The sequence below is a fragment of the Acinetobacter sp. S4400-12 genome (genome assembly GCF_024129495.1).
Taxonomy (GTDB): domain Bacteria; phylum Pseudomonadota; class Gammaproteobacteria; order Pseudomonadales; family Moraxellaceae; genus Acinetobacter; species Acinetobacter lwoffii_C.
The window spans coordinates 81,761-99,226 of record NZ_JAMXYB010000005.1 but is presented as its reverse complement, the minus strand read 5'-3'; the positions used below and the strand labels follow the sequence as shown (position 1 = coordinate 99,226).

The window sequence follows — 17,466 nt, the reverse complement described above, 5'->3', positions numbered from 1 at the left end:
AAATCCAGCAAAATTATTAACTCAAACGACAGAGCTAAAAACTAAAATACAGCCCTAAATTATAGCATAAACCTGGCTAATTTTGTGCTTTAGCTTCAATCTTAATCTTGTTAATTTACTTAAATTTAGTGATTATTTTTTACACAAACCGCCAAACAAAAATAGAAATATAGCCACATATCATCTTATGCTAGGAATTGGCTAAATCGCTCACATTTCAAATCAAGCGAGCTTAAAAACCTTTCATACGCAGCAGTTATATTTATTCGGATTTATCTTGCTTCATCAAATGAAAGCTGATCAAAAATAACCCTAGGATTAAGGGGAACTCATAAAGCTCTTCCATCAAATCCTTATACTGAATGTCACGTAGAAATAATGTATCAATGACACGTTCATGCTCAATCGCATCTGAAATAATTAAGCCCGAGCAAGCCAATATTAGCGCCCATACTGGCAGCATAAAATGCTTAAGCTTTCGAATAATTTCTTTTCTTAAATGCTCAGAAAACAGCATAAATACCACAGGGGAAATCAACATGATCGAAATTGCACGAAAATAAGGCTTAGGAACCTCAGGAAAATAATCTCGCCCCCAACTGGTGCTGCGCCCAAACAGCAACAACCACCACAGGACTGCCCACAACCAAAACTGCTTTTTTCCGTCTTGCAAATCTAAGGGCCGAATATAGAAATAGCTAAATATGGCACACATTAGCAATAACAAGGCTTGTAAATTTTCCACAAAACGAACTATTTCACCATCGTGTAATGGTACTTGCAGATCAGCAGAGAATGGAAATAAAAAACACAGTATGGCAATGGCTACAATCGGCCACGTAAGCCGGGTATCGACCAACAAAAGACTACTCCTACCCAAACGACAAAGTAGGGTAAAGCTTAAAAAAAGATGGCGAATAATATCATAAATGCTTTATACGAATAATAGCCCTGTGTGTTTTAATCACACATTGCAAAGACACAATACGAGCATAGCCCTACTCTGCCCTTAACTTAGAACTGCTCCTATTGGAAATGTAACGTACAAAAATCACTCATCGCTCGAACTTTAACACCGGCCATAAAAAACGCCCTTGAGCAAAACAGTAAAGTATTACTTTAACTGCTTACACAAGAGCGTCTTTTTTAAACCTGATTCAGGAATTAGATTTTAGAAACCAATTCAGGAATAACAGTATTCAAATCACCTACTAACCAGTAGTCAGCAACTGCATTAATTGGTGCTTCTTCATCCTTGTTAATCGCAACGATCACTTTAGATTCCTTCATACCTGCCAAATGCTGAATCGCCCCAGAGATACCGACAGCGATATAAAGTTCAGGTGCAACAATTTTACCTGTTTGACCCACTTGCATGTCATTAGGAACAAAACCAGCATCTACCGCAGCACGTGAAGCACCTTGAGCAGCACCCAGCTTGTCAGCCAGTGGATCAAGAATCGCGTGATAGTTTTCACCCGAACCTACACCACGACCACCTGAAACCACAATACGTGCAGCTGTCAGTTCTGGACGCTCAGATTTCACAATTTCTTCTGATACAAACTTAGAAATACCGGCATCACCTTGGGACGCAGCAGCTTCAACCGCAGCTGAACCACCCTCTGCTGCCACAGCATCAAATGCAGTACCACGAACTGTGCCCAGTACGATGTCTTCGCCTGATTCTACAGTTGCAATCGCGTTACCTGCATAGATTGGGCGCTTGAAGGTTTTAGGACCGTCAACCGCAATGATGTCAGTAATCATGCTGACATCTAATAAAGCAGCTGCGCGTGGCAGAATATTTTTACCAGTTGTCGTAGAAGCAGCCAGAATATAGCTATAGCCTTTGCCTAGTTCTGCAACCAGTTTCGCTACGTTTTCAGCCAGCTGGTTTGCATAAGTAGCGTCATCAGCAAGTAATACTTTACTTACACCAGCCACTTTCGCAGCCTGATCAGCAACTGCCTGCGCGCCAGAACCCGCTACCAATACAGTGATATCACCACCGATTTTTTGCGCCGCAGCAACAACGTTTAAAGTAGCAGCGTTTAATGCTTTGTTGTCGTGCTCAGCGATAACTAAAATACTCATGATTTTTATCCTTCTGTATTAGATCACTTTCGCTTCGTTTTTCAATTTTTCTACAAGCTCATCTACAGACTTCACTTGTACGCCAGCTTTACGCTCTGCAGGAGACTCAACTTTCACTGTTTTCAGTTTAGTTGTAGCGGTTACACCGAAATCTGCAGGAGACTTGGTATCCAGCGGCTTTTTACGCGCTTTCATAATATTTGGCAGAGCTGCATAACGTGGCTCGTTCAAACGCAAGTCAGTGGTAATGATCGCTGGAAGTGATAATTCAACAGTTTGTAGACCACCGTCGATTTCACGCGTCACTTGTACTTTATCGCCTTCAACTTTCACTTCTGAAGCGAATGTACCTTGGCCTGCACCCATAAGCGCACCCAGCATCTGACCAACCTGGTTAGAGTCGTCATCAATTGCCTGTTTACCCAGAAGGATCAGTTGCGGTTGTTCAGCGTCAACCACACCTTTTAGAATTTTGGCAATTTCCAGTGCACCCAGCTGACTATCATCAGCTTCCACCAGAATACCGCGGTCAGCGCCAAGCGCCATCGCAGAACGGATTTGTTCTTGCGCTTCTTTAGGACCAATAGACACAACAACGATTTCTGAAACAGTTCCTTTTTCTTTTAAACGAACCGCTTCTTCCACTGCGATTTCACAGAATGGGTTAATTGACATTTTAACGTTTGTTAAGTCAACACCACTGTTGTCCGGCTTAACGCGAACCTTAACGTTGGCATCAACCACACGTTTTACAGCAACAAGAGCCTTCATGTAATCCTCGGCTGTTTTAGCAAATGTAAATGTTGAGAAAAGTTATTGTAACTCTTCACTTAAATTTTTTTAGGTGCCCTATCTTGCAATGCGTACGGCATTTCGGTCAAGTCACAATTCAGGAAAGAGCTGTAAAAATATATAAATTTCCTTGAACGATGCGTTCACAATTAATAAGTATCTTTTTATTACAAGGGATTGCATCCAGTTTTATATAAAAATTAACCTTTGATTTTTAGTATTTTTTTATTTGATTAATCCCATCAGTAGTTTTGATGTAGTGCTGCTAAAATATCCAGCCCACCTCTTTTGGCCCACAAAACAATCAATTCTCTGGCCTTAATATTTTTGTCATTTTAGACATAGCTTTCTCTGACTGACCATTCATCTTCGATGAAGTATTATTCTGATGTCTATTTCTCCTCCATTCAGGTTAAATTTTCTTGTACTTTCTCCCTTCTTTCATCCCCAAAGCATGCCGAATTCAGGGGGTTTGATTTTAAAATCTGAGGGTTCAGAATTAGCGACTACTTACAAACTGTAGACGGGGTTAAATGAGCAAATATACTTCTCTTTCCCTTGTAAAAAACCTCCGGAATATTTTATGCCTATTGAAATTGAGACCACACGGTTATTACTGCGGCAATGGCATCCGTCGGACTATCCGGCTTTTGCCAAGATGAATGCAGACCCGGAAGTGATGCGCCATTTCCCACAATGCCTGAATACCAGGCAAAGCAATACCTTGGCAGATAAATTCTACCAACTGATTGAAAGACAGAGTTGGGGATTTTGGGCACTAGAATTAAAATGCAGCCGACAATTTATTGGTTTTACCGGCTCACATTATCAACCGGAACAATTCAGTTTTTCTCCCTGTACTGAAGTGGGCTGGCGTCTGGCTCAGGCGTATTGGGGAAAAGGCTATGCAACTGAAGCGGCACTTGCCTGTCTCGTCTTTGCATTTCAACATTTAAATCTTGCCGAAGTTGTGTCATTTACTGCAGTGAATAATATAAAGTCACAAGCCGTAATGCAGCGTTTAAATATGAATATTGTGGAATATTTTGATCATCCTGCCTTGGACAAACACCACGCTCTAGCCCCACATATTTTATATAGCCTTAAGCAGGCTGACTTTCCAGGAAATCACGATGTACATGGCTTAAGTCAATCAATTCATATTGCGCCAGTTTAAAAACCTCCCAAACGGCCATAAAGTCTTCTTTCAAATCAATATGATCCGAGGGCTGTGCTGTTTCTTGCCACTGTAGGTCTGAAATCCACAGATAATATTGTTGTGTAACCGGATTTACCGCCTGAACTTTACCGGCAGCATTGACTCCTTGAACCACGGTATTTTCTGGAAGTACAGGTTCAATCTTGGCTAAACTGATTTCTACAAAGTGTTTGACCTGACGCAAGCCATAGCCTGCAAAAATTTCTTTTTGTGCAGCAGTTAATTGATCATATTTCTCTAAAATATCTAAAATCATTACTTTGCCTATATTTTTCTTTCCAATATTTACATGACGAGTGGGGGCAGTTAATAATTTCCTTCCCTTCGATTATTCATGCAAACCCACTTTATACTGATAGGAGGCTTTTATACCTTATAAATTGACTTTTTATTATGCGACAATAGTTCAAATGCTATCTAGACGCCCTATTGTTTCACCCCCTGATTTAAATTAGATGACAAGGAGGTCGCCAGAATTAACAAACCATAAACCGGCAAAGCCTGCTTGCTCTCTTAATTTTTAAAAACTGTCCGATTTTTTAAGTTGAGCCCGAGGATGGGCTTGATCATAAATCTGTGCCAGACGGTCAAAATCAAGATGGGTATAAATTTGTGTGGTGCTTAAATTGCTATGCCCCAGCATCTCCTGAACGGCGCGTAGATCTCCGCTATTTGACAGCATGTGACTGGCAAAACAATGTCTTAATAAATGCGGATGCAGATCGACATTTACACCGGCGCGCTGTGCCTGAAACTTGACCCGGTTTTCAATTTGACGGGCGCCCAGTGGCTGGCCTTTTTGGGTAATAAAGACATTCGCATCTGCGACAAAATCACCATTCCATAACGGATAAATTTTCAGCCATTCCATTAAGCTGTCTTTGGCTTTTGAACCAAATGGTACCACTCGAGTTTTGTTCCCCTTACCGGTAATTCTTAATAATTGACGATTGAAATCAATGTCCTTGATTCTTAGACCTTGAATTTCCGCTAGCCGCAAGCCGCTGGAATATAACAACTCCAAAATTGCTTTGTCTCTCAGCCACATCTGCTGCTGTGCTTGAGTTTCCGGTGCGGACTGATCTAGAATTTGGTTGACCGTTTCAATATCAATCATTCCCGGCAAAGGACGTGACTGACGCTTCAGCTGAAAATCATCGGCCGGATTAAAGACCAGATACTGAGACTGCTGCGCCCATTTCATGAACTGGCGGATAGAGGACAGCATGCGTTGCAAACTGCTTGAACTCAAGCCTTGCTGTTCTACCTTTTCAGCCAGAAACTGACGCAAATCTGTGGCTTCGACATCATTTAAAGCCAGTTTTTGCTGTGCACAGAATTCCAGAAAATCAGTCACATCACGCGTATAAGCCTGTAAAGTATGTTTGGACTGGTTTTGAATTTCCCGTTCTTTTAACCAGATCCCGAGCAACTCTTTAGCAGTTCCCTCCATATACCCCATTAAATACGCTCCAGATAGGTATCAATCAGCGCAGCCACCTGTGCAGGCTGACTGGCAGCAAAAAAGTGATCCCCGCCTTGGAGGGTATGTAGTGTTGCACTTCGAAAGGTCTGTTCCAGATATTGTCCTAGCTGAACAGTACTTAAAGAATCCTGATCTCCCCAGATCAGCAAGATGGGAATCTCAAGGCTGGCAAGTTGCTCCGGACTAAATTCGGTTTGGTCTTCTAAAAACCAGTCAGGGACTGCCTCAAACTGCTCGCGATAACCTTTTCGCCAGTCTGCACAGCCAAACTGCTGCACGTTTAGGCCGCCAGATGTAGCCAGCAAAACCAGTCCTTTGACTTTTTCGGGGTGATTAAGCGCAAGCCCAAGCGCCAGCACACCGCCCATAGACTGTGCAACCAAGATAGAATCTGCTTCAATCTGCTGATTCAGATAGGCTTGCAGATCATGCAGGTTGTGAATGGCCGAATTTGGCGCGATGCCATCGAATCCCGGATAAGCCAAAATCTGATAAGCCTGTCCTGGTGCTAAATAAGTAGTCAAAGGTTGCCAGAAACCTTGACTGCCCGATGCTCCGGGTAAAAATACAAGCTGATTCATGGCGTTGCTGTTCTATGCATTTAATATAATTTTATCCTAACATAAAAAAAGCGCCGTTCTGAGCACGACGCTTTTTTAGATCGCCCGAGGTTCTACATTAACCCTGAAAATAACGTAGATCCAGCCGTCCTTCATAGACATTTGCCGTTGGCCCGGTCATCCAGACCACATCGCCCTCGACCCATTCAATCTGCAATTTGCCGCCAGCAAGCTCCATTTCGACCTTACTGGACAGCAAGCCACGGCGCATACCCGAAACTGCTGCCGCACAGGCCCCTGTGCCACAGGCCAGAGTTTCCCCCACCCCACGCTCATAGACTCGCAAACGTGCATGCATTTCATCCACAATCTGCATAAAACCGGCATTGACCCGCGCAGGAAAACGCTGATGCGATTCTACCTGCGGACCAATTTTTGCGACATCTGCGGTGAGTACATTCGGAACAATAGTCACCGCATGTGGATTGCCCATATTCACCACATCAATGGTCAGCTTTTTATCACCTTCCAAATCGATGTCATATAAATTATCCGGCTCATCCGCCAGGAATGGAATCTCCTGCGGCAGGAATTTCGGATAGCCCATATTGACCCGCACCCAGCCATTGGCCCCCAGCTCCGGCTCAATGATGCCAGCTTTGGTCTGCACCTTGATTTTGGTCTTGCTGGTCAGTTGACGTTCATGCACAAAACGCGCAAAACAACGCACGCCATTACCACACTGTTCAACCTCAGAACCATCAGCGTTAAAAATACGATATTTAAAATCTGCACTTGGAATATCAGGCGGTTCAACAATCAGCAGTTGATCAAAACCCACACCAAAATTACGGTGAGCCAAACGTTGAATGGTCAGCGTATCCAGATAAGCGCGTTGGCTGATCAAATCCACCACCATAAAGTCATTGCCCAGGCCATGCATCTTGGTAAATTCTAATAACACTTTGATTTACTCCTTTTAAGGCAATAAACGCTCGCGTTCCCAAAGTGATTCAATCGTTTCACGTTCACGAATCAGATGTGCCTGATCACCATTGACCATCACTTCAGCGGCTCGGCCACGGCTGTTATAGTTCGAGCTCATCACAAAACCATATGCGCCTGCACCGAGTACAGCCAGCACATCATTTTCCTGAATAGCAAGCTGACGCTCTTTACCCAGAAAGTCACCCGTCTCACAGATCGCACCGACCACATCCCACTCTTTACTCGCTGTATCTGTACGTGGCGTTACCGGCTGAATATCCATCCAGGCCTCATACAACGCCGGGCGGATCAAGTCATTCATAGCGGCATCGATGATGGCAAAGTTGCGGTGAACCGTTGGTTTCAGTAAATCCACTTTAGTCAGCAATACGCCGGCATTGGCTGAAATGCTACGGCCCGGTTCCATATAAACTTTTAAACCCAGTTTTTTCAGGGCCGGACGTAGTGCATTGGCATATTCTTCGACAGATGGCGGAGTTTCATCTTTATAGGTCACTCCCAAACCACCTCCAATGTCGATATGTTTCAACTGAATCCCCATCTCTTTCAGCTTATCAATCATCACAATGACACGATCCAGTGCATCGACAAAAGGCTGGGTTTCAGTCAATTGCGAACCGATATGACAGTCAATTCCCACTATTTCCAGATTCGGCAAAGACGCGGCGTATTGGTAAGTGTCAAATACACTCTCCGATGGAATACCAAACTTGTTTTCTTTTAAACCCGTCGAAATATAAGGATGGGTTTTGGCATCAACATCTGGATTAACGCGTAAAGAAATCGGGGCTCTTTTACCCATCTTAGCCGCTACCTTCTGGATGCGATCCAGCTCGGCATGTGACTCAACGTTAAAGCAGGCAATCCCCACTTCCAATGCTTTTTGAATATCCGCTTCAGATTTACCCAAACCCGAGAATACGATTTTTGCCGCTTCACCACCGGCTTTGAGTACACGAGCCAGTTCACCACCGGTCACAATATCAAAACCGGCACCTTGCTTGGCCAATACATTCAATACCGCAATATTAGAGTTTGACTTTACCGCAAAGCAGATTTGATGATCGATAAAGCTAAAAGCACGGTCCATCTCCAGATAATGCTTTTCAAAAGTGGCTTTGGAATAAACATACAGTGGTGTGCCAAACTGCTCGGCAAGCTGTTGCAGTGAACATTGCTCGGCGTGCAATACCCCATTAATACGGGTGAAACTCATGAACGTATCCTTTCTTTGAACGTTTTAAGGAGATGATGTTGAATCGGATTCTACGGGTGCTTCAAACTGCTGCCTAACTGGTGCATCCTGTTTTTCACCAGACGCAGGTGCCGCAGGCTCGGTGTTTTTGTAAAGCAGATATTTGGCACGCTTATCGTGATTTGGGTCAGCAGGAAGATGTAAAGCTCCCGATTGTCCACAACCTGCCAGCACAAAGCCGGCTGTAATTAAACTGATGTAGCAAATGACCTGATGCATCTGACCACCTAATCTGAGTATTTTCATATAAGTATAGCGCGATGATAGAAATAGACCAAAGCGCTCAAGCTTAGAGAGTATCTTGAGACATTAAAAAACGCCAGCAGATCGCTGACGTTTTTATTGATATGGATTATTTATGTTTCTGTTTATAGAAGCCCAGATAACCAATAATCAGTAAAACAAACCAGATCGGACTGACCATCAGGGCACGACGCGTATCTTCTTCCAGCGCCAAGACACCAATCATGGCAACAAAGAAAATAATCACAATCCAGCAGGTCACCAGTCCACCTGGTAATTTAAACACCGACTTGGCATGTAACTCGGGACGGGTTTTATAGTAAATCATATAACTCCAGATAATCATGAGCCATACACAGATAAATAAAATCGTCGACAGGGTCGTTGCCAGAGTAAATGCTTCTACGGTGTTCGGCACGAAGTACTGTAAAGCTGCGCCTAATAACAGACATACTGCAGAAAAATACAGGGCATTGGCAGGTACAGCGCGACTGTTTAAACGTCCAAAGGATTTCGGTGCCTGCTGTTCACGTGACAAACCAAACAACATCCGGCTGGTCGAAAACACCCCACTATTCATGGAAGACATGACCGAGGACAACACGACCAAGTTCATGATAATAGCAGCCGCAGCAATGCCCGCCTGACTGAACAGATCAACGAATGGCGAAATATTCGGGTCAATCTGATTCCACGGCGTAACCGACATCACGATGAGCAAGGCAAGCACATAGAAAATAATGATACGAATCGGAATCGAATTGACCGCTTTAGGCAGGTTTCTTTCCGGGTCTTTGGTTTCAGCAGCTGTAGTACCGACCAGCTCTACCCCGACAAAGGCGAAGATGGCAATCTGGAAACCCGCCAGAAAACCCATAGCGCCCGTTGGGAATAAACCGCCATGCTCCCAGAGATGACTAAAGGAAGCCTGTGTACCTGCATCGGAGGTAAATCCAGTAAAGATCATCCATAAGCCCACCGCAATCAATACGATAATGGCAATAATCTTGATCAGGGCAAACCAGAACTCCATTTCACCAAACAGTTTTACCGTGACCAGGTTCAGTCCCATGATAAAGACAATAGCAGCAATACTGATCAGCACCCCTTCACCCGCGGTGAAAGGCAGGCCGTTATTGAAGAACTGCAGGTAATAAATAATTGCAGAAAGATCTGCAATACCGATTGTGATCCAGCACAGCCAATAGGTCCAGCCGACAAAATATCCTGCCCATGGTCCGATCAGGTCAGTAGCAAAATCAATAAACGATTTATAGCGCAAATTAGACAGCAATAATTCGCCTAAGGCACGCATGACCAGAAACACCATGAAGCCGATGATCATATAGATCACCAGAATAGACGGTCCTGCCAAACTGATGGTTTTTCCTGAGCCCATAAACAGGCCGGTTCCGATTGCCCCACCAATCGCAATTAGCTGCAGATGTCGGTTAGACAAGCTACGCTGTAATTCACCCTCTTGCGATGATGAGTGGCTATATTTTTCTGACATTATTCATTTCAACTTTGTTTTTAATGGCGACAAGTTAACTTAAAAATATAAAAATACAAAAAAGAAAATCGCTTTTCATTTATATTTTCCCATTCACTCGAGTCGCGGCTAAGAAATTGACTTGAAACCAAGAGAACCAGAGCCATCCATTCAGTGAGTACACCAAACTGATCCCTCTGGTTTCCAGGAAAGGTATAGTAGCGAATTATTCTGCATTCTTGAGGATTTCTCTAAAATTTGAGTCAATCGGTGTTGATATTTCTCAGACAGCCGCCTTTCTGCCTGAAAAATCAAGCTACTTAGCTAAGTCTTGTTGAAGTTATTTTTTATTAAGTTTGAGGATAACTCGTGTATTCCAATAACAGCCTTTCGTCTATGAGCAGATGACTGGTCTCCTTCAATTCCCATTCCCCCACAGGCCTGTACGTCATGCTTGACATTTAGCGCTATCTTTTGCCCTGCCGAGTTTCTCTATCTTCGTGAATTGAACAAGTATTTTCTTGTCAAAACTTTTAAATTGTACAAAAAATAGAAGACAAATCCGCCATTATTTGTGTTCAGGATGAACGCACTTGGCATCGTAATTACTTTTTAATCAAGACCTCAAATAAAACTGACATGGATCAATAAGAAGAATTTTATGCAAAATTTACAAAGTCTGATGGAAACTTTGAGCGGCTGGATCTGGGGCCCTTATATGCTGGTACTGCTGGTTGGTACCGGTGTATTCCTCACTTTCCGCCTAGTGTTCTGGCAATTCCGTATGCTGCCTTTTGCAATCAAACAAGTGTTTGGCAAGCATCCTGCTCATGAAAAACATGGGGATATTTCCCATTTTGCCTCTCTCATGACTGCCCTGTCTGCCACCATTGGTACCGGTAATATTGCCGGGGTGGCCACGGCCTGTGTATTGGGCGGTCCGGGTGCAATCTTCTGGATGTGGATGACGGCGCTGTTTGGTATGGCCACCAAGTATGGTGAAGGCGTACTGGCAGTGAAATACCGCATTAAAAATGAAAAAGGTGAAATGTCCGGTGGCCCGATGTACTACATTGAGCGCGGACTTAAATGGAAGTGGCTGGCCCTGATCTTCGCCCTGTTCGGCACCTTGGCCTCTTTCGGAATCGGCAGTTCGGTTCAATCCAATACCGTTGCGCTGGCTGTAGAAAACAGTCTGGGAGTTGAAACCTGGATCACTGGTGTGGTGATTACCCTACTTTCTGCCCTGGTGATTCTGGGCGGGATTAAATCTATTTCCAAAGCGGCTTCCCTGATTGTTCCGATCATGGCACTGGGCTATGTGGCCGGAGGCTTAATTATTATCTTTACTCATCTTGAACTGGTGATGCCTGCCCTAAAAATGATTTTCACTTATGCCTTTACTGGTGAGGCTGCCATGGGTGGTGCCGTCGGTGCTGCCATTCGCTATGGTGTGGCGCGCGGAGTATTTTCCAATGAAGCTGGCATGGGCTCTGCCCCAATCGCTGCTGCTGCGGCCAAAACCGACCATCCTGTTCGGCAGGGTCTGGTATCGATGACCGGTACATTTATTGACACCATTATTGTCTGTTCAATTACCGGTATTGTACTGGTAATCGGTTATATTCTGGCTGGCAGCAGTTTTGGTGGTGAAACCGGCGCCGTGCTGACCACCCAGGTATTTGACCGGTTGCTGCCGGGCGTTGGGGGCTGGGTAGTGACTTTCGGGATTATTTTCTTTGCCTATTCCACGATTCTCGGCTGGAGCTATTATGGTGAAAAATGTGCCACCTATCTGCTTGGTGAGAGGTTTGTCCTGCCGTATCGCATCATTTATATCCTGTCGGTTTTTGTCGGCTGCGTCGCCACTCTAGATCTGGTCTGGCTTTTCGCCGATACCTTTAATGGCCTGATGGCTGTACCTAATCTGATTGCGCTGCTATTACTGTCCGGCATTATCGTTAAGGAGTCCAAAGACTTTGTTGCCCGTCGCCAATCTGGCGAGCTGTATTAAGACCAGAAGTTTTCTGAACCAGCAAACTACCTTCTCTTCTGGCTTCTGGTGGTTTTTGATTTTCATCTTCGCTGAATGATTTTAAAAACCACCTTTACTCTGTATGCTGTGCAGTAGTTTTATCAGTTTTTATATCGATTATGGCTAAAGCAAAAAGTGTATATCGTTGTGAACAATGTGGCACAGATCATTCTAAATGGGCTGGTCAATGTTCAGAATGTGGTGAATGGAACAGCTTGGTAGAAGTGACTATTGCCCCTGCAACGACACACCGTGCCCAGCCTAAAATGGGCGGAGGTTACGCCGGTCAGGCCGCCGCAATCACCACTTTAAATAAAATTTCTGTTTCTCATGAAACCCGTCTTCCGACTGGAATCAGCGAGTTTGACCGTGTACTGGGGGGTGGTCTGGTCACAGGTTCTGTGGTCCTGATCGGAGGGGACCCCGGTATTGGTAAATCCACCATCCTGCTGCAAACAGCCACTCATATGGCAGCAGGCAACAGCTCGGCGCTTTATGTAACCGGTGAAGAATCTTTATCGCAGGTGGCTTTACGCGCCCAGCGTCTGGATCTGCCAACAGATCGGCTTAGAGTCATGGCTGAAACCTGCGTGGAACGCATCTGTGAAGTGCTGGCACAGGAACGTCCTGCGGTGGCCATTTTGGACTCGATTCAAACCTTATATACCGAAACCTTACAGTCTGCACCGGGTGGTGTTTCCCAAATCCGCGAATCGGCAGCCCTGCTGACGCGTTTTGCTAAAAATAGTGGTACCGCCCTGTTTATTGTCGGCCATGTGACCAAAGAAGGTGCGCTGGCGGGTCCACGTGTGCTGGAACACATGGTGGACTGTGTGCTGTATTTTGAAGGTCAGTCAGATTCACGTTACCGCATGATCCGTGCAGTCAAAAACCGTTTTGGTGCAGTGAATGAACTCGGCGTGTTTGGCATGACCGATAAAGGCCTGCGTGAAGTGGCCAACCCTTCTGCGATTTTCCTGAGCCGCTATGATGAAGCCATTCCGGGTTCAATCGTGATGATTAGCCGTGAAGGTACGCGCCCTTTACTGGTTGAAGTTCAGGCGCTTGTAGATGATGCTCATGGTCAACCACGCCGTGTGGCACTTGGACTGGAACAGAATCGGCTTAATATGTTACTGGCGGTGATGCACCGGCATGGAGGCGTTCAGACTTCCGGACAGGATGTCTATGTCAATATAGTCGGTGGCCTGAAAATTACCGAAACAGGTTCAGACCTGGCTGTTCTACTTGCCTGTGCTTCCAGCATCCGTACCAAAGCCCTGCCTCAGCAGCTCGCAGTGTTTGGTGAAGTCGGATTGTCTGGAGAAATTCGTCCGGTACCCAATGGCCAGGAGCGCCTGAAAGAAGCAGTCAAACATGGCTTTAAATATATTATTTTGCCACGTGCCAATGCACCGCAAAAACCGATTCCAGGCGTTCAGGTGATTGCGGTAGCACGTTTACATGAAGCCTTGACAGAAGCCATCAGCTTAAGTGACGAACTAAATTAGCGTGGATTAAAATCGGGAAAAAGCCTAAAAAAATACAGATTTCTAATTGAAATTCTCTATAAAGCCTATATAAATAGAGAGTTCAAATAGATTTATTCATATAGGAAAATTGGATGGAAGTTCGACAGCGTGGTTTGATCGCCGGCTTTTTAACAGCAGCATTACTGTTTGCACCTTTAACTGCTGAAGCAAAACGTGCCGGTGGCGGTAAAAGCCACGGTATGCAACGTTCTGCGGCGCCTACTCAGTCTTATCAGCAACCTCGTCAAGCTGCACCTGCACAACAGGCTCCAGCCGCGGGTGCTGCAACCCAGCAAAAATCTGGCCCAGGTGTGGGTGGCATGGTTGCTGCGGGTGTTGCGGGTGCTGCCATTGGTGCAGTTGCTGCCAACGCACTGGCTGATGATCAAAATGCTGCAGCCTCTGAAGCTCAGGCAGCTCAAGAAGAGGAAAAAGGCGGTATTCCAGGCTGGATCTGGATCCTGCTTGCTGCTGCTGTTGCCTTCTTCATTTTCCGTAAGATGGGCGCAAAAAAAAAAGTAGCTTCTAATCCGTATGCGCCAAATAGTGGTGCTGGCCAGCCAGCACCCTTTGGCCAAGCGCCTGCTGTACCGCGTGGTGGTGATAATACCAACATCTTTGGTCAAAGCGTGAGCGGGAACACTACGGGCAATAATGCACCATTTGGTTCAGCGCCGGTAAATAATGCGCCATTCGGTACAGCGTATACCAATAGTGGTCAGCAGTTACCAGATGGAACTGAGCCGGCTGCCTTCCTGCGTGTTGCACGTCAGCGCTTCAACCATATTCAGTCCATGAATACAGCAAGCAACATTTCTGAGATTCAGCGCTATTTAACTCCTGACCTGTATCAGTCCATGTATAACGATATTATGGCCAATCAGGATCAGGACGTAGCGGAGTTCTCGAACTTGAATGCGATGGTTGCAGATTCATCTACAGAAAATGATCAATACGTGGTGAGCGTACGCTTTACCGGCACAGTAAGCGAAGACCTGAACAGCCAACCACAACCATTTGCTGAGATCTGGCACTTTGTAAAGCCTGCTGGTTCCCAACAAGATTGGCTGGTCGCAGGCATCCAGCAAGAACTGTAATTTATAGCAATTTAACAATACTGTTTTAAAAGCGATCTTCGGATCGCTTTTTTATGGCGCAGTATTAGCTTTTCTTGAGCTTTCATTTTACCCTAGGGCCACTATATTTGAGGTTTCCTTATGACTCAGCGTATTTCTCCTCCTGCTGCCCTTTCTAATCGTGCCCTTGCCGGTAATACCGAAGCGCAATTTGAACTGGCTGAACTGTATATGCAAAGTGAGCATGAAGATGACATCATTCTGGCAGAAGAATGGGCTTTAAAAGCAGCCAACGGCGGACTGGTTGAAGCCATGTACTGGCTGGGTGAAGGCTATACGGTCTATGCCAAAGAACTGGCGGAAGAAGACCCGGAAGAATCCAAAGCACACTTTGAGTTAGCCTATTACTGGTTAAGCAAGGCCAATATCGAGAAGCACCCTGCAGCAACCTTGGAACTGGCAGGTTTTTACCGCCGCGGTGATGTGATTGAAAAAGATGTCGAAAAATCTATCACACTGGTGAAGCAAGCTGCTGAATGGGGTGACGTTCAGGCGATGCGTGATCTGGCCTTTATCTATGCCAATGGTCTGGGGATTGATGCTGATGAAGAACAGGCAGATTACTGGACACAAAAAGCAGATGAAATTGAGCAGAAAATAGAATAAATGAGAAGCCCATCAGATGATGGGCTGTTCAATCTTTTCAGATTCGCCAGTTTTTTATGCAATCAAAAATATCTTCAGTTTTTATAGTTAGATATTCAATACTTAAGTTCGTTTGTCCAAATTTATAATAGCAATTTGAATTTCCTCTTTACTTTAAAACAAGATGAAAATCAGCACACTCGCCTGAGTCCGAAAAAATAATCAGGAATCATCATCTAATCACTTTTTAGCAGGACTTCTGAGCATAGCTATTTACTTTTTATTGGCTAAACTCCACACGCGATTACTATTTTTGCAGACTAACTTTCCTAAATTTTGACCTTTATCTAGAAATAGCGCAGCGATAGAGTTGGAACAGAATTAGTTTCCAAGTACAATACCTCGCTAGTCGAGGGATGCTGCGACGTTTTACAGGTACAAAATGTAAAAGCGCCAGGCTCGACGATCGGCCAGTCTTTTTCTAGACAGACCAACAACGGCATCCGCGAACTGAATGATCAATTATTGTTTTTTTATAAGGAGATCGTGATGAACGCGGTTAATGCTTCATTTACAGATTATAAAGTTGCTGATATTTCACTAGCTGACTATGGCCGTAAAGAAATCAAACTTGCTGAAGCAGAAATGCCGGCATTAATGGGGCTTCGTAAGCGTTATTCAGCTGCGAAACCACTGGCAGGCGCGAAAATTCTCGGCTGTATCCACATGACGATTCAAACTGCAGTTTTAATTGAAACATTGGTTGAATTAGGTGCAGAAGTTCGTTGGACTTCTTGTAATATTTTCTCGACTCAAGACCATGCTGCGGCTGCAATTGCAGCGTCTGGCGTACCTGTATTTGCCTGGAAAGGTGAAACCGAAGAAGAATATGTATGGTGTCTAGAACAACAGATTAATGTCAATGGCAAACCTTGGGATGCCAACATGATTCTGGATGATGGCGGTGACTTGACTGCACTGGTTCATGAAAAATATCCTGAAATGCTGGCAAAAATCCACGGGATTACTGAAGAGACCACTACAGGCGTACAACGTCTGCTAGAAATGTGGAAAGACGGTTCTCTGAAAGTACCTGCAATCAACGTCAACGATTCAGTCACCAAGTCTAAAAACGACAATAAATACGGTTGCCGTCACTCACTTAACGATGCGATCAAACGTGGTACAGATATGCTGTTATCTGGCCGTCGCGCGCTTGTGATTGGTTATGGTGACGTAGGTAAAGGTTCTGCCCAGTCACTTCGCCAAGAAGGTATGATTGTACGTGTTACTGAAATCGACCCAATCTGTGCCATGCAAGCATGTATGGACGGCTACGAAGTGGTTGCACCATACAAAAATGGCGTTCAAACAGGCAAAAAAGAAGACATCAACCTTGAGCTTCTGCAAAACACGGATCTGATTGTTACCACAACAGGTAACTACCACGTATGTGATGCTGCCATGTTAGACACTTTAAAACCGGGTGCAGTGGTATGTAACATCGGCCACTTTGACACTGAAATTGACACCAACTATTTACGTGGTTACAAGTGGGTTGAAGTAAAACCTCAAGTTCATCAAGTATATCGTTCTGAAAATGAAAACGATTACCTGATCCTGCTTTCTGAAGGTCGTCTGGTGAACCTGGGGAACGCAACAGGTCACCCATCACGTGTGATGGACGGTTCTTTTGCCAACCAGGTACTTGCTCAAATGCACTTGTTTGCTGAAAAGTTTGCCGACCTGCCTGAAGATCAAAAACAGGCTGCGATTCGTGTAGAACTACTTCCCAAGAAACTAGATGAAGAAGTGGCTGCTGCAATGGTTGCTGGTTTCGGCGGCGTATTAACGACTTTAACGCAAGAACAAGCGGATTATTTAGGTGTTCAAGTTGAAGGTCCGTTTAAATCGGATGCTTATAAATACTAATTAAACTCCACCCTCTCCCTAACCCTCTCCCATAGGGAGAGGGAACATTCATTACCAAATGTATGTCATCGAGGGTAACTCCTCTCCTGAGCGT

General features: G+C 44.8%; 16 protein-coding genes. 6 read left to right on the top strand and 10 right to left on the bottom strand.

Translation table 11 applies throughout. The annotated features are described in order from the left end of the window. Window positions 1-262: 262 nt before the first annotated feature. The 3 genes from NI461_RS04325 to NI461_RS04315 form a co-directional block, all read right to left on the bottom strand. Entirely contained in the window at window positions 263-862 is a 600-nt protein-coding gene (locus NI461_RS04325) for a hypothetical protein (protein ID WP_151205882.1), read from the bottom strand. Window positions 863-1,164: 302 nt separating this feature from the next. Further along, window positions 1,165-2,097: an FAD-binding protein gene (locus NI461_RS04320; RefSeq protein ID WP_151205881.1), complete on the bottom strand. Its 933-nt coding sequence runs from the start codon at window positions 2,095-2,097 to the stop codon at window positions 1,165-1,167. Between the two features lie 18 nt (window positions 2,098-2,115). Then, complete coding sequence (locus tag NI461_RS04315; RefSeq protein WP_151205880.1) at window positions 2,116-2,868, bottom strand: electron transfer flavoprotein subunit beta/FixA family protein; 753 nt, start codon at window positions 2,866-2,868, stop codon at window positions 2,116-2,118. 604 nt (window positions 2,869-3,472) lie between these two features. Here NI461_RS04315 and NI461_RS04310 point away from each other — a divergent pair. Next, a complete protein-coding gene (locus tag NI461_RS04310) occupies window positions 3,473-4,066 on the top strand; it encodes a GNAT family N-acetyltransferase (protein ID WP_151205879.1) in 594 nt (197 codons plus the stop codon). On the opposite strand, the gene NI461_RS04305 is transcribed toward NI461_RS04310, so the two are convergent. The 7 genes from NI461_RS04305 to NI461_RS04275 form a co-directional block, all read right to left on the bottom strand. Continuing rightward, window positions 3,993-4,364, bottom strand: coding sequence for a hypothetical protein (locus tag NI461_RS04305; protein WP_151205878.1), 372 nt, complete (start codon window positions 4,362-4,364; stop codon window positions 3,993-3,995). The two genes, NI461_RS04310 and NI461_RS04305, sit on opposite strands and share 74 nt — an antisense overlap. A 264-nt stretch (window positions 4,365-4,628) precedes the next feature. After that, entirely contained in the window at window positions 4,629-5,561 is a 933-nt protein-coding gene (gene xerA, locus NI461_RS04300) for a site-specific tyrosine recombinase/integron integrase (RefSeq protein ID WP_171480647.1), read from the bottom strand. 8 nt (window positions 5,562-5,569) lie between these two features. Further along, window positions 5,570-6,175, bottom strand: a complete 606-nt coding sequence (locus tag NI461_RS04295; protein ID WP_151205876.1) for an alpha/beta hydrolase — start codon at window positions 6,173-6,175, stop codon at window positions 5,570-5,572. Between the two features lie 97 nt (window positions 6,176-6,272). Next, complete coding sequence (gene dapF / locus NI461_RS04290) at window positions 6,273-7,118, bottom strand: diaminopimelate epimerase (protein WP_151205875.1); 846 nt, start codon at window positions 7,116-7,118, stop codon at window positions 6,273-6,275. A gap of 15 nt (window positions 7,119-7,133) precedes the next feature. After that, window positions 7,134-8,378 (bottom strand): diaminopimelate decarboxylase, encoded by a 1,245-nt coding sequence (gene lysA, locus NI461_RS04285; RefSeq protein ID WP_151205874.1) that lies wholly within the window; start codon window positions 8,376-8,378, stop codon window positions 7,134-7,136. Window positions 8,379-8,402: 24 nt separating this feature from the next. Further along, the gene (locus NI461_RS04280) at window positions 8,403-8,636 is read right to left on the bottom strand and encodes a lipoprotein (RefSeq protein ID WP_151205873.1); all 234 of its coding nucleotides are present in this window, start codon (window positions 8,634-8,636) and stop codon (window positions 8,403-8,405) included. Window positions 8,637-8,769: 133 nt separating this feature from the next. Continuing rightward, window positions 8,770-10,173: an amino acid permease gene (locus tag NI461_RS04275; protein ID WP_151205872.1), complete on the bottom strand. Its 1,404-nt coding sequence runs from the start codon at window positions 10,171-10,173 to the stop codon at window positions 8,770-8,772. Window positions 10,174-10,813: 640 nt separating this feature from the next. Here NI461_RS04275 and NI461_RS04270 point away from each other — a divergent pair. The 5 genes from NI461_RS04270 (at window position 10,814) to ahcY (ending at window position 17,372) form a co-directional block, all read left to right on the top strand. Continuing rightward, window positions 10,814-12,166 (top strand): sodium:alanine symporter family protein, encoded by a 1,353-nt coding sequence (locus NI461_RS04270; RefSeq protein ID WP_151205871.1) that lies wholly within the window; start codon window positions 10,814-10,816, stop codon window positions 12,164-12,166. A 140-nt stretch (window positions 12,167-12,306) separates the two neighbouring features. After that, complete coding sequence (gene radA / locus NI461_RS04265; RefSeq protein ID WP_151205870.1) at window positions 12,307-13,698, top strand: DNA repair protein RadA; 1,392 nt, start codon at window positions 12,307-12,309, stop codon at window positions 13,696-13,698. Between the two features lie 113 nt (window positions 13,699-13,811). Next, the gene (locus tag NI461_RS04260; protein WP_253156637.1) at window positions 13,812-14,816 is read left to right on the top strand and encodes a TIM44-like domain-containing protein; all 1,005 of its coding nucleotides are present in this window, start codon (window positions 13,812-13,814) and stop codon (window positions 14,814-14,816) included. A 120-nt stretch (window positions 14,817-14,936) separates the two neighbouring features. After that, a complete protein-coding gene (locus tag NI461_RS04255) occupies window positions 14,937-15,461 on the top strand; it encodes a tetratricopeptide repeat protein (protein ID WP_253156636.1) in 525 nt (174 codons plus the stop codon). A 528-nt stretch (window positions 15,462-15,989) separates the two neighbouring features. Then, window positions 15,990-17,372 carry an adenosylhomocysteinase gene (gene ahcY, locus NI461_RS04250; RefSeq protein WP_151204888.1) on the top strand — a complete coding sequence of 461 codons (1,383 nt, stop codon included), beginning with the start codon at window positions 15,990-15,992 and terminating at the stop codon, window positions 17,370-17,372. Window positions 17,373-17,466: the final 94 nt, after the last annotated feature.